Source organism: Candidatus Stoquefichus massiliensis AP9 (genome assembly GCF_000455285.1).
Taxonomy (GTDB): domain Bacteria; phylum Bacillota_I; class Bacilli_A; order Erysipelotrichales; family Coprobacillaceae; genus Stoquefichus; species Stoquefichus massiliensis.
Genome location: NZ_HG005294.1, coordinates 65,042 through 85,582 on the forward strand (window position 1 = coordinate 65,042; position 20,541 = coordinate 85,582).

Consider the following 20,541-nt stretch of genomic DNA (forward strand, 5'->3'; position numbering starts at 1 on the left):
GGATCTAAAATAATATTTGTCACTGCTCCAAGAAGAACAGTCATCATTCCTATCTTAGCAAAACCCTGACTATTAATAAAACTATTCATCCCTAATCCTATCAATACAAATAATGTTCCAAACAAGTAAATTGTCATATAGTCATTAGCAAATCCAATAGTTTGTGAACTGGCTCCAAACAACCAAAGCAATTGTTCCTTAAAGATAAATCCAACAGACATAATAATAATCGAAAAAAGAAGCAAAAGTGTAAAAGCATTCCCCATAATTTCTTCAGCTTCATCTATTTTTCCTTGTCCTCTCGCAATCGAACATAAAGGTGAACCACCCATTCCAAATAGATTCGCAAAAGCAATAATAATAGAAATTAAAGGCAAACATAATCCTAATCCACCCATAGCTAATGTTGCAGATTCAGGAATTCTACCAATATAAATACGATCAATAACGTTATATAACACATTAATAAACTGAGCCACAATCATTGGTCCAGCTATATGCAGTATATGACTAGACATTTTTCCTCTAGCAAAATTATTTTCCTCAATACCCACAAAACATTCCCCCTCTGTCTTGCATTATACAACTGTTTTATCTATCCCGTAAATCTTTTTCGATATATGAAAAGAGAGTTATCTTTTTTGATTAAACTCTCTTGCAATATCCTGAAATTCTCTTTTTCCTTCAATATAGTCTTGAAAAACAATCTGTGGTGAAGTTCCTTTAAAGATTTGACAAACACCACAATTTTCACAATCTCCATGATGACAATGAAAGAGATATTCAATATACTTTGCTCTTTCATTTTGTGTTGTTTCATTGATTAATTTTTTCATATTTCTTTGATCATAAGAATCTGATATTGGTCAGTTTGACCAATACGTTCCTTTTGTCCCTCTACAACAAATCCATGCTGTGAATAAAAATGAATAGCATTCATATTTTTCTCAATGACCCATAACTGCAAATAAGAAATATGAAGTTGCTTTGCTATACTAAAAAAGAAGAGAAGTAAATGATGACCAATATGTTGTTTTTGAAATATCACATCCACATAAAGTTCTTTTAGTTCCAAATACTCTTTTGTTACCATAACATTCATCATTCCTTTTATAATCCCATCATCATAAACAAAAAGATGTCTTCGTAAAGATGGATTATGAATATAATTCTGATATAACTTTAAAACTTGTAACTCTTGGAAAAGATACTGATTATCAAAAATACCTCTATAACAATATCTTTTTGTAAATACAAGGATTTCAGTGATTCTTGATAAGTCATTTATTTCAGCAAGACGAATGGGCTGATTAATGAACAATAAAATATGCTGAAAATATTGTTCTTGAAAATCAATAGCATCTTCAATTTGTTCCTTACTTATCTGATAACCTTGAGGCACAACAATCCATTTATCTTCAACATCATTGATGCGATGAACAATAGCATAAAGTTCACCATCAAATTCTTTTACTGGTTCATCAATACCCAATATATATGCATCCTGTTCCTCTCCATCCCCTGCCATAATTCCTTCAATATAACCATAATTCACAGGATAATAAAGATCAATGTGTTTTGGATGATATGTTCCAAGTGGTCTATCCACAATCACATGTATATTATTCATAATAAGCACCTGTTATTTCACATTGATTTCCATCAGGATCTTCTATTGTAAAATACCAATATGGTTGAGTTATATTGACATAATATAAGTGAGAGACCTTCCCTATATCTAATGATTTGATTCTTTTGTATTCTTCGTTCAAATTATCAACAACAAAATTTAAGACAATATTATTATTATAGTGATGGCTTGCATTATCAAAATCTTTTTGATATTCATAATTAAAATATTGAGATATATCTTGTGATGAATGCATTATTTCTTCATCATATTGCCCATTATATAAAGCAAATGTATTTCCTATGTTAAACTGAATCCAACGATCTTCATTTTGATGTGTTGGCTCTTGTTGTAATAATTGTTTATAAAATTCAAGTGATTTTTGGATATTGCCAACACATAGGTATATACACCCTAACTTCATAGAAACCTCCTTAACTATCAAAGATTCTTTTATTCTTCTACAAGTTCATCTAATCGTTCAACAAACTGACTTTCTGAAGAAATCTTTTTGGCAGAACTATTCTTAAACTTATTCACTGCATTCTTTGCACGAACAATCGGTTGTAATGTTCCTGCACCAGCAATACATCCACCAGGACATGCCATACCTTCCAACAAATAACCATCATATATTCCCTTTTTAGCATCCTGTAGCATCTTTTTACAATTACGTAAGCTTTCTTCAGCATGAACTTTCACTTCAACATCCGGATGTGTTTCATGGATACAATTGACAACTGCCTGTGCAACACCACCACTAATCGCAAAGCCACGACCATCTGCACTTGCTTCACCTAACTGTTCTACTTCTGTTAAATCTTCAAAATGAATATCTTTAGCTTCAAACATCCCCATAATTTCTTCAAATGTTAAGACAAAATCAACATCACTACGTACCGACTTACGTGATGCTTCTAATTTTTTAGCAGCACATGGACCAATAAAAACAACTTTACAATCTGGGTGATCTTTTTTAATCATTCTTGCTGTTAATACCATTGGTGTTAATGCCATAGATATATATGGCTTAAATTCAGGAAATAATTTTTTAGCCATAACAGACCATGCAGGACAACATGATGTTCCCATAAAAGGCTGTTCTTGAGGAACTTTGCTTAAAAAGTCTTCAGCTTCTTCCACAGTACATAGATCAGCTCCAATAGCAACTTCAATAGTATCTTCAAATCCCAAAGTTTTCATTGCTCCTTTGAGTTTTTCTGGTGTTACTTTAGGACCCAGCTGGCCTACAAAGGCTGGCGCAACTGCTGCATAAACCTTATATCCTTCTTTCATAGCCGTAATCAATTGAAAAATTTGTCCTTTGTCACTAATAGCACCAAATGGACAATTAACTAAACACATACCACAAGATACACATTTATCATAATCAATATCTGCATGACCATGTTCATCAGTCTTAATTGCATCCATGCCACATGCTTTAGCACATGGTCTTTCCATTTTCATAATGGCTCCATAAGGACAGTTCTTTATACATAAACCGCATTTAATACATTTATCTTGATCAATAACACTTCGTCCATTCACAATCTGAATAGCATTTTTAGGACATACTTCTTTACACGGATGAGCTAAACATCCCTGACATGCATCTGTAACTTTCACAATATTATCTGGACAAGCGTGACATGCAAACTTAATAATATTAATAAGTGGTGGTTCATAATATTTTTCTGCAATAATACTATTGGTAATCCCTGTTGATAATATTGTATGCTGATCAATGGGTCTTAATGGCAATCCCATTGCCAAACGTAATCTTTCTCCTACGATTGCTCTTTCCAGAAAAATACTTTCACGATATGTTGCAACTTCTCCTGGTATGATTTTATAAGGTAACTCTTCGATAACTGAATAATCACCATTATAAGCCATTCTTGCTATTTCTGTGAAAATTTTTCTTCTAATATCAGTAACTGATGAATAAACACCTCTCATAATCTAACCTCCTTTTCTATAATCATATCACCAATTCTTGCTTGAAAAAACAAAAATACACCTATGAAAAAATATTCAATACATAAAGTTCACAATCCCTCCAACAATGATCTTTAAGGATATGTTTTAGGAGTGTTTTTTGATAAACAAAACCACTTTTTTCTAAAACTCTTTGTGATGCTTTATTATTAGAGAAAGGTGTTGCAATAATAGAATAGAGAGAATAAATATTTTGAATCCATTCTATAAATGCACAAATCACTTGAGACATTATTCCTTGTCCCCAATATGTTTGATTCAGCCAATAAGCAATCTCACCTTGCTTATCATTTATAAAAATTCCAATACTGCCAACCACTTGCCCATCATATATTATCTTTCTAATACACACATTTTCTTCATCACTATTCAAAATATCATTAAGAAATATTTCAATCTCTTTTATTGTCTTTGGAAATGAATCATTCATATTTTGATACAAATCATGACAATTTGATAACTCATAAAATAAATGAACATCTTCCTTTTGCCACTTTTTAAATTCAATCATTTTCATATTTTCCTTTTAAAATAAAATCAATAATTTCTTTCTCTGTATCAAACTGATCATAATCCCCAATATGTCCATTAGGATAATGATAAACAATTCCTTGATTCTCATTTCTTTTTAAACATTCATATAACTTCCCCTCACCATATATCCCAATAAATTTTGCAAATGTTCTCACTCTTAATTTATTTAACATGTGATTATCACATGGAAACCTTGGACATTCCCAACATCCTTGAAATTGATTCTTTTGACAACATTGAAAACATTGGCACCATTCTTTTCCTGAGCATCCTTCTTTTCGACATCCAGGACAATCCTGTCCCTCTGTACAAAAGTCACATGCTAACCCACAATAAGCAAATCCCTTTTCCATTTCTCTCATCCCCTTATGGTTTAATATATCCATATCCTTCACTTTGTTTTAAAGCCAATTCTATAACACCAGCATCAACAACGATAACTTCATCAATTAATTCCTCTAATTCAATATTTTGTCCACGCAATGCATTATGACATGCTGTAAATTGAACATTCTGTAGAGATAATTCCTTAATCTTGTGATTATATAAGCTGTCTTTCAAATAATCAATGACTGCACGACTATTTGCTAAAACTTCTATGTGATAACTTATTTGATTATGTTGATAATATGTCAACATATTTTCAACATTTCCTAGACATAATGTCCATTTTTCTCTTTCATCAATATGAAAAATCACTTTCATCATTTTCCTCATTCCTTCTTTCTCTTTCGATCCACTCCATAATTACATTAACAATATAATCGATTTGTTGTGAAGTTAATTCCTGATTTGGTTTTATATGATGCCATTTATACAAACATTTTCGACAACATGTTGCTGTAGCATGTTGAGCAATGAATACCGGATGTCCTTTCATTGGTGTTTGTTTTCCATCATTTATTATTTTTGCAGGAGCTAATCTTTTTGTAATAAAATCATAAGCATGTTGGCGAATTGTTGCTATTCCTTTTTGGTTGATATAATCGATTTCTTTTTGTTTAAGATGAAATCGGCTTCTAAACTGAGAGCGTGACAATCGCATAAATACTTGATTTAATTCCTGATTTCCCACTATTCCACCTTCTTTATTCATTATAAACAGTACTCTTACTGTTTTATATAGTCAATAGTTTAAAATAAAGTAAACTCATCTTATGATATGAATAAAAATATTATCCTTTTTATACAATATTTACTATTGTTTATATTTTACTACAGATATTCATTTTTAAGAAGAAATTTGATTTATTTTTATATAGTTTATATAAGGAACAATGGAAACTTCTATCAATATTATTTATTTTTTAAATCATAGTTACCAAATTAATGTTACAATAAGAAAAAGTGAGGTGGTTTTATTGCAAGAATTTATTATTGTTATTTCATGTGTTTTATTATTAGCAATGGTTTTTAGTAAAATTGCTTATCGTTTTGGAATCCCTTCATTAATTCTCTTTTTAGGCATGGGGATGTTATTTGGAAGTGATGGTATTGTTAAGATACATTTTGATGATTTTGTTATAGCTGAACAAATTTGTTCGTTTGCTTTATTAATGATTATTTTTTACGGAGGATTTGAGACAAATTGGAATAAAGCAAAACCTGTTGTTATAAAATCTGTGATTATGAGTACTGTTGGAACATTTATAACTGCTGGATTAACTGGTCTTTTCTGCTTTTATATACTCAAAATGTCTTTTTGGGAAGCTATGCTCATTGGTTCAGTGTTATCTTCTACGGATGCTGCAAGTGTTTTTTCAATATTAAAATCAAATAATTTGAACTTTAAATTTGGTCTAGCTTCTTTATTAGAAATGGAAAGTGGAAGTAATGATCCTATGTCTTATATGCTTTCTGTTATATGTATTCAAATATTAACAATGCAAAGTTCTACATCGATTCCTTTGTTGCTTATAAAACAAGTTGTTTTTGGTGTAGGTATTGGTATCCTAAGTGCATATCTATGTATTATTATTTTAAAACGCTTTGAACTTCACGCAACAGGTTTATATCCAATATTTATGTTAGGAATGGTTTTATTTTCTTTTGAAATCTCTTTAGCATTAGGAGGGAATGGCTATATATGTGCATATTTATTTGGAATTATTATTGGAAATCAATCTTTTCCTCATAAAAAATCAATTCGTCTTTTCTTTGATGGTATTGGCTGGTTAATGCAAATTCTCCTATTCTTTACATTAGGACTCTTATCTTTTCCATCACAGTTTGTATATAACTTTATTCCTGGATTATTCATTGCTATGTTTATTACTTTTATTGCCAGGCCTATTGCAACTGCCCTGTTATTCACACCGTTTCATATGCCATTTCAACATCAATTACTTGTCAATTGGGTAGGATTCAGAGGTGCAGCGTCAATTGCTTTTTCAATTATGGCTGTTTCTAAGATACCTGCATTAGAAAATGACCTCTTCCATATTGTTTTCCTTGTTAGCATCTTTACAGTAACACTGCAAGGTACATTACTTCCTCTTGTTGCAAGAAAATTAAATCTTGTTGAAGAAGAAGAGAGTGTATGGAAAACTTTTACTGATTATGAAGAAGGTCATCTTTCTCAATTATATGAAATGATTATTACTTCAGGACATGATTGGGAAAACAAGAAAATCATGGAAGCAAATATTGATAAAAACTTACTTATTGTAGGAGTTAAACGAGGCAATCAAATGTTAATGCCTAAAGGTGATTTATGTTTAGAAACAAATGATACAATTATATTTAGTCAACGAGATGTTTAAAGTTTGTTCATCATTTTATTTTTCTATATAAACTTACTTTAAAAGTTACCAAGTATATTGCCTAATCTGGCGTATAGCTTGCTTAATATCCTTGTATATTAAACTTTGCATACTATCATCATATATTTTATGAAAGTTTTCTAATGAATTGAGAATTGTATCTATAAGTTCTGGCTTGTATTTAGCTATCATAACTGTATCTTTAATACATTGTCTTGCAGTAATTGGCTTGGCATCTTCAATATGTTCAAGCCAATCATCAATAATTGAATTGACTTTATTTTCTGTATCCCATTTGGAATGATATGCTATTAAACGTAAACCTCTTGTACGTATAAATGAATTCTCCTGATTATTCATCATATCAACAAATTCATTAAAAAAAGGATAAAGTTCAGGACTTTTTTCACTTATAGCTAATAGTTTTTTTAATACATTATATGCCTGTTTATTATCTGAACATTTAAGCATATCTATTTCTTTCTTTTTATCCATAATCATATTCTCCTCATTCAATTATTCATATTTTTGCCTACTCATTTTTTAATCATCATCTCAGAACATGATATCTGAGATGAATATAAGAATTCTTCAATGTTTCACACTTCTCAAGTTGTAAAACACCTAATAAATTCAAATCATTTATAGAGGTTAGAGAATTACCATCAATCAAAGTTGGCGTATCTTTTCCACCTATCAATATAGGAGCGACAACTATATCCACATAATCAATCAATTTATTTCTTAAAAAAAGCCCATTTAAAGTTCCACCTGATTGAATTGTTAAGTTCTCACATCCAAAATCACCTTTTAAAACCTTTAATGCTTCTGACAAATTGAAATGATCTTGTTTAATAATATATAGATTATCTTCATTAACTGAAAAAGCTGGATGAACAGGATTTTGAGTTATTAATACAAATTTATTTGACCTTGCACAAAAATAACGAACTCCATGTTCAGTCAAATGATTGTTATCTAAAAGCACAAAAGACACTGGAGATTTCATTGGAAAATCTTTTTGATTGACTCCTAATTTAGCTTGAACTCTTCCTGTATTCAATGACCATAAATCTGTCATTTGTTCTAATTCATAATATTGATAAAGTCCCTCCTTCACACCAGTAATGCATGGAAAATCTTGATCTACATCTAAATTATCAGATGAGCCTGTACTAATTTTTCCATCAACTGACATGAGCATAAAAAGTGTTGTTATAGGTCTGTTCATAATGTATCCACCTCGCATAATTGTATATTCATTATAACATATACATATACCATATACGAGAAAATTAAAAAACGAATAATGACTTTAACATAAGTCTAATATTTAGCACATTTATAATAAACACACTTGTATAATTTTTAAATATCAAGAAAAATACCTAACTCTTGTAGCGATTCCCTACATTCGTCAATATCACCATATAAACACTTCATTTCATCTTTACTTAGTTTAATCAATTGATCTTTATTTTCTAATTTCTTTTGAAGTAATGATTGTACCAATTCCATTTGTTGATTATTTAAGCCATATTCATCATCCCATGCTTGAAACGCGCTTATATCATCTAGAAGTTGATTATGGAGAATATTTGCTCCATTACAAAGAATCTCTTCCCATGATTGAGAACTATATAATGTCTCCCAATCTCCCCAAAAAGCTGCAGTAATTACAGGTCGCACTTCTCCAAACATATCATCTAATACATATTGTAAAGTTTCTTGTTTAGCAACGGCTAATATAGGATCAGGTATGCCATCTAATATATTCATTCCATCCTTATCCATATCAACTTGTGATTCATCTCTAAAGACAGCAATTATATATTCCGAATCAAATGTAATGGTACCCCTGCATCCCTGCGAATTATTCATACAATAATTGACTCCATCCCAAGAATGTTCATAATTGAATTCATGATATTCACTTACTGCTACTGCATGTATGATTGCTGCTAAAAGACAACCTTTATATAATTGATTTGGTATTATATCAATTTCATACATTCTCCACACCTCTTTTATAGTCTATATTTTAACATAAACGTAAAATTGAAAAAACTCCAATATGGAGTTTACATAAAAAAATACTGAATTGCACTTATAATCATTCCTAAAACAGTTGACATAATAAGCATAGGTGGTACTGAAGTTTTATCATCTTTTGCAACCATAATAATAATTGGCAATGCTAACATAAAACCTACAACTCCACCTTTTAACCACCATACAAAATCATAAAAATCTATATTTACAATTATAAATGGTAATATAAAGTAAAATACAAATGCTGAAATAATTGAATATTTATCTAATTTCATTTTAATCATTGGAAGCACATCTATTGCACCTATGATGATACCAATCAAAGCAGTTATTAAAATTTCTTTCATTTTGTTCTCCTCACCTTTCTATCTATATGATTTTAATTAACCTCCTTCATATTATTAGACAGTCATGAAAAGTAATTGTGACACACAAACTTTATTTTAGATATATCTTGGCGGATAGATATTGATATCATGATGAATAGCTAATGATTCATCTGTTGATAATTTATGATAATAAATATAATAGGCTCCTTCTATTAAAATAGATAAAGGATAAAACAAATATGCATATTCATTTCATCCTCAAAAAATTCTATATCATTATCTAACAATTTCAAAAGGCAGACCTATTGACTACCATATCACAATGTTTCTTTATCTTAAATAGTTCTATTATCATGAAACAGTTTATATACTAGTCAATCTATGAATAACAAGAGGTTTAATCTATTGAACAAATTTACAATGTTCATTTTCATGAACCCTGCCTAATGAAAAGAAAAATTCTTTTACTAAGCTCATCGATTATATTATTATCTTCAATTATCTTGTTATAAAACAAAATCACCCTCTTTATTATTCTTTCTTATTATTATCTTTATAAGCATAAGTATTCTTACCATTTTTCTTCGCTTCATATAAATAATGATCCGCACAATCAAATAATTCTTCATATGTAGTCCCATCAATAGGATAAATAGCCACACCAATACTGCAATGTATACGGAATGTATCATCTTTTGTAAGACGAATTTTTGAAATAGATGAAAGAAATCTTTCACACTTTCTTTCAATCTGCTGTTCTGGATTTTGATGCGGATATCGCATGAGAACAACAAATTCGTCACCACCAAGTCTTCCGATGATATCATTTTCTCTAAAATTAGACATTAAGACATGAGTGAACTTTGTTAAAGCTTCATCACCACATGAATGTCCTAATGTATCATTAATGAGTTTAAAATCATCAATATCAATAACATACATCATATGACATTGTCTTGGATCATCATTTAATTCTTTCGTAATAAGAGTTTCTAATGTCATACGATTATAAACATTAGTAAGCCCATCTCTTTGAGCGCGTTCTAATAATTGTAATGATTTTTGTTTTTCTTGACTAATATCTGAAATACTTCCAACAATACGTAACAAATACCCTTGTTCATTTAATATAGCTTTTGCAAATATTTTTACCCAAACTTCTTCACCACTTATTTTTGGCAAAACACATTCTATTTGATCATTTTCTATTCTTCCACTTACCATATCCTCTATTAGTGGTATATAAGTGTTTTCTTTTTGGTTAAAACGCTGACTAGTGATTAATAGAAAGTTGTCAATTTGTTTTGGATATCCATATTTGTTTGTCCATAAATCAGAAAAAGTAATTTGATCTGTATAAGTATTCCATTCAAAGATAACTGATTCTGTTTCTTTAAGAATCATTTGATATCTTTCTTCACTAATTAATAATTGTTCTTGAACTTTTTTTAATTCAGTAATATCCATAACTTCTACATAATACTTCATAAGATTATCTTCACGAATAATTTGACGTTGATCATATATCCATTGAATTTGATTGTATTTATTTTTGATACGATATGTATTTGTAACCACTTTATGAGGTTTTAATCCCTCTAATGAATTTAATAATATTTCGTAATCTTCCTTAGAAATTAATGTATAAATATCTTTTGAAATCAAAGATATAATTTCTTGTTCTGTATAACCTACTATTAACTGGTTACTCTGTTTAAAGAAAACGATAGTTTCTGGTTTAGAAACTTCATATTTGTAATTTGATCCAGGTGTATTAGAAATAATGGCATCCATTCTTTTATTTATTTTCTTTAGTGTTTTTGCACTTTGATATTGCAAATAAACAAAATATGAACATGTTACTATCAAAATCATACCTATTTTTAATGCTAAGATCAACGTTTGAAATAAATTATTATCCATTTCAGTTTGTACAAGTGTTTGTGGTAATACTGTAAACATAAACCAATCCGTATGTTCTATTGGAGAATAGTAAGCATAACGCATTTTACCATTTCTTTCAAAAGTAATACTTCCTTTTTGATTTTGAGAAAAATCATTTTTCATTTTATCAATAACTTGAGATGTATTGTGGTTATCTTCTAACATATCTAAAAAATTCGTTATATCATCATCTTGTTTTGTTAAATTAAATCCATCATTTTGAATAATATAAGAAGTAACATTTCCTGATAATATTGATAATTCAAAATACTCATGTAATTGATGGATATCTAATGTTGCACGAAGAACACCTGCAAATTCATTATCCTGATATATAGGCACACTCATAACAACAACATCCGTATTATCAATGGTACTTGTCATAATATTAGATATATAAGTATGACCTTTTTTCCCTTCTAAATAATACTCTCTTGTTCTTGAATCATGTGTATAATGATCGCTGGTATATGATATTCCTTCAGCATTTGTCACTGCAATACGTGTAAAAAGTTCTGTTTGTAATAAAGGTTCTAATTGTTGAAAAGATTGATCGCTTGTTATATCTTTTTGTTGCGAAATTAATGATGCATATACTTGTAATATATGAATTTGATCGTTTAATTTTTCTGATATAGCAACATTTGTCTGTTCATTACTTTCTTCTGTTATTGATTTTAAATTATACTCAATTCGTTTTTCATTTCTAATACTATAATCATAAAAAGAAAAATATAGCAATGCAGCCATAATCAGTAAAAATAAAATTTTAATATATCTATTACCTAATAAATTTTTCACTATTATCACCTGTTTTTATGATACCTTTTGCTCATTATATCACAAAACAATTATATACGGAAATAATTACATTGATAGATTCTGTTATATTTTTCTTTATATAACTAAACAAAAAAAGGATAAGATATGCATAATGCAATATTTTATCCGAACATATTACTCTCATTTTCTAAACTCATTTTATCTGGTTTTGCTGTATATATTCTATAAATATATCTAATGGTTCTGGTTTTGCAAAATAATAACCTTGATATATTTGACACCCTATATCTTTTAATACTTCAACTTGTTCTTTTGTTTCTACGAATTCAGCAACAACATTCAAATTTAATCGATTCGCAATTTGGGTAATACTAATAACTATTTCTCTTGTTCTTTGATTTTCTAATAAATGATTAATAAGACTTCCATCTAACTTCACTTCATCAAATATATTCTCCTGTAAATAAGTAATTGAACTATGCCCCATACCAAAGTCATCCATACTTAATTTAATACCATTTTTACGTAATTCTAATATTCTATTAATGACCATATCATTTGTAATTAATAAAACTCTTTCAGTGACTTCAAAAACAATTTGAATATTTTTTAATGGATAACCTCGAATAATTGTTAATGCATTTGCAACAAAACTCTCATTTTCAAGTTGTTTAGGTGATATATTAATAGATAAATTCATTTTTTTGTTTCTGCTATCCAGCTGTACAGCATCATGACAAGCTTTTTCAATGATATAAAGACCTAACTCATCTAAAAAACCAGCTTGATTTGCTAGAGTAATCAATAATGCAGGAGATATAAAACCACTAACAGGATGACACCAGCGAAGTAATGCTTCGACACCATAAATATCACCATTTGAAGTTATTTGTGCCTGATAATATAATTGTAATTGGTCTAAACGCATTGCATTACGTAAATCCATTGTTAAAGTTTTCGCTTGAAAATGCAAATGATATTGATCTGATAAAAAAGATGGAATTGTACCATTATCCTCGCCCTTTTTCATATCTTTCTCTAAATCATTTATAGACTTTTCAAATTCTTTTCCTTGCTTATATTCACTATGTTTTACAAATGGAATATAAATAAGAGTTCCTATGACTAAATTAAATAATTGAAGCAAACTTCCAGAAATTGAACCTGTTGCCTGATATCCACTCAAAAAAATCGGAACTGTCCATTCTACAGAATGAGTAATATAAGGCACCAAACCTATAGACATAGCAATACTACTAATCATTGTTAATACTATTGGTGTAGCTATAAAGGGTATAAACATTATTGGATTAAAAATAACAGGAAACCCAAAAATAACAATTTCATTAATATTAAAGAGTACAGATATGCCTACAACCTTGGCTAATTTTTTATTATGACTTTCTTTTGCAACAAGAAGAATAGCTATAATAAGGCATAATGCTGAACCACATCCACCAATAAATGCAAATGTATCTAGAAATGTCTTGGAAAATAATTCTGTTGGTAATTGCCCACTCTGAATTAATGTTTGATTGACTTGTACACCAGGTTCAAACAATTGTGTAGCTACCATATCTAGAACATTCGTCCCATGAATACCAAAGAACCATAAAAAATGTACAAAGAAGACATACATCAATGCTCCAATTAATCCATTTCCTAACCAATTAAATAAATGAATAAATAAAACAGAACCAAAATTAATAATGTTAATATCACCTAATAAGCATCTTAATATTTCTCCAGTTGTTGTGAATATAATAACAATAATTGCTACAGGAAAAATTGCCTGAATAGCTTTATTAAAAATATAATTTGCTCCTAATGTATGAAGTTTCTCTAGACGACTGACTATTCTCATGCCTTTTCTCAACATTCCACATGCCAATAAAGTAATACACATAGCAGTAAAAACCCAATCTGTTTGAAAAATATAAACATCCTCTTGTAATCCACCACAAAATCCCAAATAAGAAATCAAAGCTGTCATAGGATAAAAAAATGCATCATCTTTACCGTTTAACTTTCCATAAGAAAGAGAAATAGTAATAATAAAAATAAATGCAATGGATCCTAAAGATGCATTATAAATGATAGTGAGTATATGACTTAAACGACCATCAAAAAAAGATATTAAAAACTTTTGATAAGCTTCTATAGGAAAACTATTAATCAGCAATGCAAATGATCCTAAAATTAAAAAAGGAATAGCTAACATTAGTCCATACTTAATAGCTAATATATATATTGAATTGTGTAATTTTTGTCTTATTTTACCAGTCATCATACCATCATTCCTTTAAGTGATATTTTAACATAGATAAGTCCTATTGGAAAGGAACAGATGTCTCCTTTTTAACAAATACTGCGCATAATTTCAAAATAAACTTAGACATTTTGTTTTAGCAAAGAGTATTTTCAAATCTATCTTTATCTAAAATACCATTAAAAAGTCTGATGATATTGATACTACAAAATCTATTACAAGAAAACAAAAATCATAATTTAAGCAAATCTATGAATATTTCTTAAACATAAAAATATCTTGTTTACTTTTGAAGTGCTTATATAGAGAAGGGACTTTGATTCCAACAGCGTCTGCAATTTGCGCAACACTGACAGCATCCAATCAAAATTTCGCAAAATGAATATTATGGAACAATATCATAATCCAAAACTTGTCAAACTATACATGAAACAATATCATGATGATGCGCTTACGTCAATTTTCAACTTTATACAGTATGCCAAAACAGGTGAGTTTATGATTATAACATTAATTCATGGACAAAATCATAAAGGTTGTTCTTACCATATTGTAACCTCTTTGATAGAACTTTTAAAGCCAGAAAAAATATATGAATTTTTCTTACCTCAAGATTTTCCAAATTTTTGTATTGGATGTTATATGTGCTTAGAAAAAGGTGTTTCATGCCGTCCTCATGAGAAACATATTTCTTTAACAGCAGAAGCGATAACTGTTTCTAATCTTTTAGTATTTACCACTCCTGTATATTATATGCGATGCAGTGCTCCCATGAAAAATTTCTTAGGTCATTTCTTTATAAATTGGGTTGTTCATAGGCCAAAGGAAGCAAATTATCATAAAAAGCAGTTATTATAGCTACATGCGCTGGAGCAGGCACAAAACAAGCAATCAAAGATATCAAAACAAGCTTAGTCTATTGGGGAATGAGTAATATTTGGAGTTTTCCCCAATCTGTTGCAGCAATGCACTGGGAAGACATTCCTATAGATAAACAAAAAACTATTCATCGTAAAATACAACAAATTGTACACAATATTAAAGATAATAAGCCACACTTTTATTTATGTCTTAAAACACGTATTGTATTTATGACTATGCGAACGATGCATAAGAAAGGAATGAGTGCTAACAATCTCGATTATCAGTATTGGAATGAACAAGGTTAGCTCAATAAACAGCACCCATGGAAGATAAAATGAATCATATTCGTGTATTTAGTAGTGGTATTTTCTTTCTCTTTTCCATATATTGCGTTTTCTTTAATCCTTCACTACCTTTCGCGCTTCCAGCTATCTATTATAGCATTTCTCTATTTTGCCCTTTTCCCAATCAAGGACATGCTATCAGTATGTAATCCTACTTTGTATAAAGAAAGACAATATGCGCATCACTATTTAATAGAAACTAATTTAGATGAAGATGCTTTTCAATCGATGTGCAAAGAATACAATCATCGCGCCATATTTGCAATACTTTTTTGGATCACCTTTTTATTTCTTCCTGGATTTTTTTATATTTTTGGATATTTAGATTGCATCTGGATATTTGTTCTCTTTGCCTTATCTAATTTTAGTGTATTTTTTGCTATTTATGGATGGTGCCCTTTTCATACAATCTTCATCCGTCCAGATTGTTATATGGAATGTCGCATCTATAACTAGGATTCTTTCTTTCAATATAGTTTCTTATTGTTTTTTCCACATCCGCTTATTTATCTTCTTGTAGGACTTGAAATTTCTTCCCTCTTAAAATAGGAGATTCAGATTCATCGTCACCCTCAACGTTTTTATAAAATAAGCAATCGTTCATTAACATGTGAACAATGTGACCTAGATGGCTGCCGTCATCATAAGAAAAGATTGTTTCAAAAGACTCTCATAGAATGTTATAAAGAAGATCATTTAGAATAATTTATATATTCATTATATAATGTCAATATAAAAGGAAAGTTTCTATAATATATGTTGGTATAACAAATATGTTATAGAACTTTCCTTTATATTTTTATTTACATTGTGTTAAGTTATTGGACTCTTCTAAAGACTGTAATATAAGTTATTATTATCTATTTACCTTATTTAGTATATTTATTATTGATTAGATTATAGACAAATTCTCATTTATAGAACTATTTAATCCATTGAATAAATGCTGTCTTATCACTTTTGTCGTAGCCTGCTTTACTATAAAATTTCAAAATATTTTCTTCTTTGAAACCTGTGAACAACATCATTTTATAACAGTTCTCTTTCTCGGCTATTTTTTTCGCATAATTTAAACATTCTGTTGCATACCCTTTTCCCCGATGATCTGCATGGGTAACAACATTTTCTATAAATGCATATGGTCTGATATGTCTTGTTAAATTTGGTATAACTACACAAACACAAGATGATATTATCTTTCCATCAATCTCATTAACTATTATATGATGATGATTATCATTAATAATAGTTTGCCATATACTTTTTAAATGTTCTGTTATCTTGGGAATTGAATCCTCATGTAAATACAAATACAAGTTGAATAGATCATTGAATTCGTATTCATAAATTTCTCTAATCATAATACCTCCATAAATTCAAATTTATCTAACTACATTCATTATAACAGAGTATATTATTTCTTAAAAAGCATTTTCACCATATCAATAATATAATACTTCTTTCCATTCAATTAATAATATGTTCATATTGAACCTCAAACAGTTTCCTATAAAAACATCGTATTTTTTAAACAAAAACTTCCGTCGAAAGTTACGCCAAAATCCTGCGTAAAAAAATCAAATTTGTTATCTATTATTGTCCAACCGTCTGAACACGTACACCACGCATGCTCGAGCAAGCACTAAGAAACCCCATAAAATGCGGTTTCTATGAGTCATCATAAGCTATATGCGAGCATAGAAAACAAGTCCTTTCTATCGCTTACTTAGTTTTTAAAGGCATGTATTCAAAATATTATAAAAAGCATTATTACTAGTTGTTTTACAGTAGCAATACTTTTTTGATGTCTAATTTGAAAAGTTCAGTAATTAATTTAAGATAACGTAAACAAAAATTTTAAATGGTCATTGACAATAGTACTAATCCGTACTACCATACAAATGGTACGAATTAGTACTATAAAAGGAGGCAGTTATGGAAATTCGTGAACAGATTAAATTAGTAAATATTGCTTTAAGTGGTACATTAGATTTATACAGGATATGGGCTAAAAAACATCAATTAAATTATAACGCTCTCGTCATCTTATATACCTTAAATGATTACAAGGAATGTACACAAAAACAAATCTGTGACTGGTGGGCTTTACCCAAGCAAACTGTACATGGCATTTTATTAGATTTTGAAAAAAGAGGATATATCACTATTACAACCAGTACAGAAAATAAAAGAGAAAGGCTTATTGCATTTACTGAAAGTGGAGAAATATTTGCTTCTTCTATTTTAAATAAATTACACCAAATGGAAGAAAGTGCCATGCATAAATTAGGAGAAGAAAAAAGAAAGCAACTTATTGAAAGCAATACAACATACTACGAATTACTAAAGGAGGAAATAGAAAATGGATAATACATTGGCTAAAAAGTTTACCTTTGCTTCATTACTGTCATTTGCTATACCAAACATCATTATGATGATTAGTTTATCTCTGTATATTATTATAGATGGTATGTTTGTTTCCCGTTTAATTGGAACAACTGCATTATCAGCAGTTAATATGTTTTATCCTGTTATCTGTTTTGAAATGGCAATTGCCATTATGATTGCAACAGGTGGAAGTGCTATTGTTGCAAGAAAGATGGGTGAGGGAAAGCAAAAGGAAGCACAAAACAATTTGAGTTTTTTTATTGTAATCCAACTATTGATTGGCATTTTTATCGCTATATTTGGAAATTTGTTCACCACAAATATAATTTCATTTCTAGGTGCCAGTTCAACACAAGCCCCATTATCAATTGCATATGCAAAGATTATCTTTACTTTTGCACCTGCATTTTTCCTTCAAAGCTCTTTTCAGACATTTTTTGTAACTGCTGGTAAACCGACATTAGGGCTTGTTGTTACAATATTAGCTGGGGTAACAAACATAGTACTGGATTACATTTTTATGGCGCCATTAAATATGGGTGTTGCAGGTGCGGCAGTTGCAACAGGAATCGGCTACTGTATTCCTGCTATTGTTGGCATATTTTTCTTCTTGACTGCTAAGGATAATATGTTACATTTTGTTCGACCTAAATTTGATAGCAGAGTACTGTTTCAAGCCTGCACAAATGGGTCATCTGAGATGGTAACAAACTTAGCAAATGCAGCTACAACATTTTTATTCAACTATACTCTACTACAGTTTTATGGAGAAAATGGTGTTGCGTCTATAACGATTATTTTATATTTTCAATATATTTTTACAGCGCTCTATTTTGGCTACTCCAATGGTATCGCACCAATTCTAAGCTATAAATTTGGAAATGATGATAAAATGCAGTTGAAAAGTATATTTAAAAACAGTATTTTGTTTCTCATCATTAGTTCAATTGTAGCAAACATATTGATTCATATAACAGTTACAAAAGCATTAACTATTTTCACTCCTGCAAATAGTGATGTTTACAATATAGCACTGCATGGATTCAATATTTATTCTCTGGCATTTATAATCATGGGATTGGGTATTTTTTCATCTTCCATGTTTACAGCTTTGTCTGATGGTAAAACATCGGCTATTATATCATTTTCCAGAACATTTATTTTCATCATAAGTGCTGTTCTTATTCTTCCAATGATATTTGGCGAGATTGGTGTTTGGATAGCAGTTCCAATAGCAGAGATGTTAGGATTCATCATAGCTCTTTTTTATCTTGTTGCGAATAGAAAAAGGTTTTCTTATATTTGAAATTAGAAAGAGGATGGAAATTGAAAAAAAGAATTATTTTAATCGTATTTATTGTTATTATCATTTTTCTTTCAGTAATTGGATATTCACGATTTATCGAACCTAACTTACTAAAAAGAAAAACATTGATTATAAAAACACAAAAACCGATAAAGCCATGCACTATGATTTATTTCACAGATACCCATTTTGGGAAGTATTATGATATAAATCATGCTAAAAAAATAATAGAAAAAATCAATAAGGAAAAACCAGATATTATAGTTTTTGGTGGCGATTTGCTTGATAATTTTGCTCTTGACCGCAATTATATAGATCTACAGTATCTAAAAGAAGAATTACAAAAATAGAAGCGAAAGTAGGTAAATATGCAGTCTGGGGAAACCATGATTATGGCGGTGGTGCTGTTCGTATTTATGAAGATTTTATGACTTCATGTGGCTTTGAGTTATTGAAGAATGAAAGCGTTGAACTAGCAGACTACGGAATAAAGCTGATAGGGTATGACGATTATCTTATGGGCTGGACTGACCCTTCACTTTATAAAATAGAGAGCGATTTGTTTAACATCATCATTGCACATGAACCTATCGTTTCCCAATTTATAGAAAGCAAAAGTGAAAATTTCTTACTGTCTGGTCATACTCATGGAGGACAAGTAAGCATACCATTTATAACACCTAAACTCTTACCAGCAGGTTCGGAACGATTCAAGAAAGGGTATTATACTGAAAAAGAAATCAATACGACTATCTCGTTAAAGATGTATACAAGTAGTGGAATTGGTATGACAAGATACCCTTTTAGATTTCTCAGTCCTCCTGAAATCATACAAATAAAATTTCAGCAAGGTAATTAAACAAATAAAGAATTAAAGGTGGTAATATGGGAAAATAGTTATTGTTGAATTTTTAGATAATGAGGAGGTTTTTTTATCAATAAACTGTTGAATAGCTATCTTCCAAACTCTCTATTTCTCCTACCTATATTAGACAATCAACTAACGAATTTCAATTAAACCCATTTACTCGAGCCTTTACTAACTGCAAAAGGCAAAGCATTTATCTAACAGCGAAAGAATTTGACCTATTATATATTCTCTTTTGCCATAAGGACATGTATTTACGAAAAAGCAACTTTATGAAAATATCCGAGACTACAATTATATATCGGATGATAAAAATTAACCTCATTTATACGGAAACTAAGAAGGAAGATAGAGCCGTCCCCAAACAATCCGCAGTACATATTGACTGTCTGGAGTATTGGTTATAAATTAAATGAAGAAAAAGCGTAGGTTTCTACTTACACAGACCAACGTACTATGTTATTTCC

Annotated in this window: 25 protein-coding genes; 8 read left to right on the forward strand and 17 right to left on the reverse strand. The window is 29.7% G+C overall.

What is annotated here, in order from left to right; genetic code table 11:
- From BN350_RS21485 to BN350_RS15685, 9 genes are all read right to left on the reverse strand, one after another.
- Positions 1-554: MATE family efflux transporter (locus BN350_RS21485; RefSeq protein ID WP_261797229.1), on the reverse strand; the 554-nt coding region annotated here is incomplete at its 3' end.
- Between the two features lie 78 nt (positions 555-632).
- Positions 633-836, reverse strand: a complete 204-nt coding sequence (locus BN350_RS15650; RefSeq protein WP_028044435.1) for a hypothetical protein — start codon at positions 834-836, stop codon at positions 633-635.
- Positions 833-1,630 carry a GNAT family N-acetyltransferase gene (locus tag BN350_RS21070; protein WP_196802977.1) on the reverse strand — a complete coding sequence of 266 codons (798 nt, stop codon included), beginning with the start codon at positions 1,628-1,630 and terminating at the stop codon, positions 833-835. Before BN350_RS21070 ends, BN350_RS15650 begins: the two co-directional genes overlap by 4 nt.
- Positions 1,623-2,054 carry a VOC family protein gene (locus BN350_RS15660; RefSeq protein WP_028044436.1) on the reverse strand — a complete coding sequence of 144 codons (432 nt, stop codon included), beginning with the start codon at positions 2,052-2,054 and terminating at the stop codon, positions 1,623-1,625. Before BN350_RS15660 ends, BN350_RS21070 begins: the two co-directional genes overlap by 8 nt.
- A 29-nt stretch (positions 2,055-2,083) precedes the next feature.
- Positions 2,084-3,592, reverse strand: a complete 1,509-nt coding sequence (locus BN350_RS15665) for a 4Fe-4S dicluster domain-containing protein (protein WP_028044437.1) — start codon at positions 3,590-3,592, stop codon at positions 2,084-2,086.
- Positions 3,593-3,653: 61 nt separating this feature from the next.
- Entirely contained in the window at positions 3,654-4,142 is a 489-nt protein-coding gene (locus BN350_RS15670; RefSeq protein WP_028044438.1) for a GNAT family N-acetyltransferase, read from the reverse strand.
- Positions 4,135-4,518 carry a DUF3795 domain-containing protein gene (locus tag BN350_RS15675; protein WP_231385308.1) on the reverse strand — a complete coding sequence of 128 codons (384 nt, stop codon included), beginning with the start codon at positions 4,516-4,518 and terminating at the stop codon, positions 4,135-4,137. Before BN350_RS15675 ends, BN350_RS15670 begins: the two co-directional genes overlap by 8 nt.
- Before the next feature lie 13 nt (positions 4,519-4,531).
- The gene (locus BN350_RS15680) at positions 4,532-4,870 is read right to left on the reverse strand and encodes a DsrE family protein (protein WP_028044440.1); all 339 of its coding nucleotides are present in this window, start codon (positions 4,868-4,870) and stop codon (positions 4,532-4,534) included.
- On the reverse strand, positions 4,848-5,261 hold the full coding sequence (locus BN350_RS15685) for a DUF4186 domain-containing protein (protein ID WP_044600394.1): 414 nt from the start codon (positions 5,259-5,261) through the stop codon (positions 4,848-4,850). The genes BN350_RS15680 and BN350_RS15685 overlap by 23 nt, the downstream gene beginning before the upstream one ends.
- 265 nt (positions 5,262-5,526) lie before the next feature.
- Here BN350_RS15685 and BN350_RS15690 point away from each other — a divergent pair, with 265 nt between their 5' ends.
- A complete protein-coding gene (locus tag BN350_RS15690) occupies positions 5,527-6,927 on the forward strand; it encodes a potassium/proton antiporter (protein WP_028044442.1) in 1,401 nt (466 codons plus the stop codon).
- A 45-nt stretch (positions 6,928-6,972) separates the two neighbouring features.
- Here BN350_RS15690 and BN350_RS15695 read toward each other — a convergent pair whose 3' ends face one another.
- The 7 genes from BN350_RS15695 to BN350_RS21735 all read right to left on the reverse strand — a co-directional run bounded on the left by BN350_RS15695 (position 6,973) and on the right by BN350_RS21735 (position 14,667).
- A complete protein-coding gene (locus BN350_RS15695; RefSeq protein ID WP_028044443.1) occupies positions 6,973-7,422 on the reverse strand; it encodes a hypothetical protein in 450 nt (149 codons plus the stop codon).
- A gap of 55 nt (positions 7,423-7,477) precedes the next feature.
- Positions 7,478-8,158 carry a dihydrofolate reductase family protein gene (locus BN350_RS15700; RefSeq protein WP_028044444.1) on the reverse strand — a complete coding sequence of 227 codons (681 nt, stop codon included), beginning with the start codon at positions 8,156-8,158 and terminating at the stop codon, positions 7,478-7,480.
- Between the two features lie 137 nt (positions 8,159-8,295).
- Entirely contained in the window at positions 8,296-8,940 is a 645-nt protein-coding gene (locus BN350_RS15705; protein WP_028044445.1) for a hypothetical protein, read from the reverse strand.
- A 68-nt stretch (positions 8,941-9,008) separates the two neighbouring features.
- Positions 9,009-9,326, reverse strand: coding sequence for a hypothetical protein (locus tag BN350_RS15710; protein WP_028044446.1), 318 nt, complete (start codon positions 9,324-9,326; stop codon positions 9,009-9,011).
- Between the two features lie 513 nt (positions 9,327-9,839).
- Positions 9,840-12,053 (reverse strand): sensor domain-containing diguanylate cyclase, encoded by a 2,214-nt coding sequence (locus BN350_RS15720; protein WP_028044447.1) that lies wholly within the window; start codon positions 12,051-12,053, stop codon positions 9,840-9,842.
- A 175-nt stretch (positions 12,054-12,228) separates the two neighbouring features.
- The gene (locus tag BN350_RS15725; RefSeq protein ID WP_028044448.1) at positions 12,229-14,325 is read right to left on the reverse strand and encodes a PTS sugar transporter subunit IIC/EAL domain-containing protein; all 2,097 of its coding nucleotides are present in this window, start codon (positions 14,323-14,325) and stop codon (positions 12,229-12,231) included.
- 228 nt (positions 14,326-14,553) lie between these two features.
- Positions 14,554-14,667, reverse strand: a complete 114-nt coding sequence (locus tag BN350_RS21735; protein WP_261797230.1) for a TetR/AcrR family transcriptional regulator — start codon at positions 14,665-14,667, stop codon at positions 14,554-14,556.
- Between the two features lie 135 nt (positions 14,668-14,802).
- On the opposite strand from BN350_RS21735, the gene BN350_RS20380 reads away from it, so the two are divergent.
- Both BN350_RS20380 and BN350_RS20385 read left to right on the forward strand, forming a co-directional pair.
- On the forward strand, positions 14,803-15,162 hold the full coding sequence (locus BN350_RS20380) for an NAD(P)H-dependent oxidoreductase (RefSeq protein WP_187117151.1): 360 nt from the start codon (positions 14,803-14,805) through the stop codon (positions 15,160-15,162).
- Positions 15,163-15,230: 68 nt separating this feature from the next.
- Positions 15,231-15,473 carry a hypothetical protein gene (locus BN350_RS20385; RefSeq protein ID WP_081652948.1) on the forward strand — a complete coding sequence of 81 codons (243 nt, stop codon included), beginning with the start codon at positions 15,231-15,233 and terminating at the stop codon, positions 15,471-15,473.
- A gap of 962 nt (positions 15,474-16,435) precedes the next feature.
- On the opposite strand, the gene BN350_RS15735 is transcribed toward BN350_RS20385, so the two are convergent.
- Positions 16,436-16,873 carry a GNAT family N-acetyltransferase gene (locus BN350_RS15735; RefSeq protein ID WP_028044449.1) on the reverse strand — a complete coding sequence of 146 codons (438 nt, stop codon included), beginning with the start codon at positions 16,871-16,873 and terminating at the stop codon, positions 16,436-16,438.
- 574 nt (positions 16,874-17,447) lie between these two features.
- Here BN350_RS15735 and BN350_RS15740 point away from each other — a divergent pair.
- The 5 genes from BN350_RS15740 to BN350_RS21490 all read left to right on the forward strand — a co-directional run bounded on the left by BN350_RS15740 (position 17,448) and on the right by BN350_RS21490 (position 20,503).
- Positions 17,448-17,882 carry a MarR family winged helix-turn-helix transcriptional regulator gene (locus tag BN350_RS15740; RefSeq protein WP_028044450.1) on the forward strand — a complete coding sequence of 145 codons (435 nt, stop codon included), beginning with the start codon at positions 17,448-17,450 and terminating at the stop codon, positions 17,880-17,882.
- Complete coding sequence (locus BN350_RS15745; RefSeq protein ID WP_028044451.1) at positions 17,875-19,206, forward strand: MATE family efflux transporter; 1,332 nt, start codon at positions 17,875-17,877, stop codon at positions 19,204-19,206. The genes BN350_RS15740 and BN350_RS15745 overlap by 8 nt, the downstream gene beginning before the upstream one ends.
- 20 nt (positions 19,207-19,226) lie before the next feature.
- Complete coding sequence (locus BN350_RS15750) at positions 19,227-19,556, forward strand: metallophosphoesterase (RefSeq protein WP_028044452.1); 330 nt, start codon at positions 19,227-19,229, stop codon at positions 19,554-19,556.
- A 77-nt stretch (positions 19,557-19,633) separates the two neighbouring features.
- Complete coding sequence (locus BN350_RS15755; RefSeq protein ID WP_028044453.1) at positions 19,634-20,065, forward strand: metallophosphoesterase family protein; 432 nt, start codon at positions 19,634-19,636, stop codon at positions 20,063-20,065.
- 357 nt (positions 20,066-20,422) lie between these two features.
- The gene (locus BN350_RS21490; RefSeq protein ID WP_231385310.1) at positions 20,423-20,503 is read left to right on the forward strand and encodes a helix-turn-helix domain-containing protein; all 81 of its coding nucleotides are present in this window, start codon (positions 20,423-20,425) and stop codon (positions 20,501-20,503) included.
- Positions 20,504-20,541 lie beyond the last annotated feature (38 nt).

Coding starts and splice junctions, on each gene's coding strand:
- BN350_RS15650 (WP_028044435.1), bottom strand. CDS start 836: ATGAAAAAATTAATCAATGAAACAACACAAAATGAAAGAGCAAAGTAT.
- BN350_RS21070 (WP_196802977.1), bottom strand. CDS start 1,630: ATGAATAATATACATGTGATTGTGGATAGACCACTTGGAACATATCAT.
- BN350_RS15660 (WP_028044436.1), bottom strand. CDS start 2,054: ATGAAGTTAGGGTGTATATACCTATGTGTTGGCAATATCCAAAAATCA.
- BN350_RS15665 (WP_028044437.1), bottom strand. CDS start 3,592: ATGAGAGGTGTTTATTCATCAGTTACTGATATTAGAAGAAAAATTTTC.
- BN350_RS15670 (WP_028044438.1), bottom strand. CDS start 4,142: ATGATTGAATTTAAAAAGTGGCAAAAGGAAGATGTTCATTTATTTTAT.
- BN350_RS15675 (WP_231385308.1), bottom strand. CDS start 4,518: ATGGAAAAGGGATTTGCTTATTGTGGGTTAGCATGTGACTTTTGTACA.
- BN350_RS15680 (WP_028044440.1), bottom strand. CDS start 4,870: ATGAAAGTGATTTTTCATATTGATGAAAGAGAAAAATGGACATTATGT.
- BN350_RS15685 (WP_044600394.1), bottom strand. CDS start 5,261: ATGAATAAAGAAGGTGGAATAGTGGGAAATCAGGAATTAAATCAAGTA.
- BN350_RS15695 (WP_028044443.1), bottom strand. CDS start 7,422: ATGGATAAAAAGAAAGAAATAGATATGCTTAAATGTTCAGATAATAAA.
- BN350_RS15700 (WP_028044444.1), bottom strand. CDS start 8,158: ATGAACAGACCTATAACAACACTTTTTATGCTCATGTCAGTTGATGGA.
- BN350_RS15705 (WP_028044445.1), bottom strand. CDS start 8,940: ATGTATGAAATTGATATAATACCAAATCAATTATATAAAGGTTGTCTT.
- BN350_RS15710 (WP_028044446.1), bottom strand. CDS start 9,326: ATGAAAGAAATTTTAATAACTGCTTTGATTGGTATCATCATAGGTGCA.
- BN350_RS15725 (WP_028044448.1), bottom strand. CDS start 14,325: ATGATGACTGGTAAAATAAGACAAAAATTACACAATTCAATATATATA.
- BN350_RS20380 (WP_187117151.1), top strand. CDS start 14,803: ATGATTATAACATTAATTCATGGACAAAATCATAAAGGTTGTTCTTAC.
- BN350_RS20385 (WP_081652948.1), top strand. CDS start 15,231: ATGAGTAATATTTGGAGTTTTCCCCAATCTGTTGCAGCAATGCACTGG.
- BN350_RS15735 (WP_028044449.1), bottom strand. CDS start 16,873: ATGATTAGAGAAATTTATGAATACGAATTCAATGATCTATTCAACTTG.
- BN350_RS15740 (WP_028044450.1), top strand. CDS start 17,448: ATGGAAATTCGTGAACAGATTAAATTAGTAAATATTGCTTTAAGTGGT.
- BN350_RS15745 (WP_028044451.1), top strand. CDS start 17,875: ATGGATAATACATTGGCTAAAAAGTTTACCTTTGCTTCATTACTGTCA.
- BN350_RS15755 (WP_028044453.1), top strand. CDS start 19,634: ATGACTTCATGTGGCTTTGAGTTATTGAAGAATGAAAGCGTTGAACTA.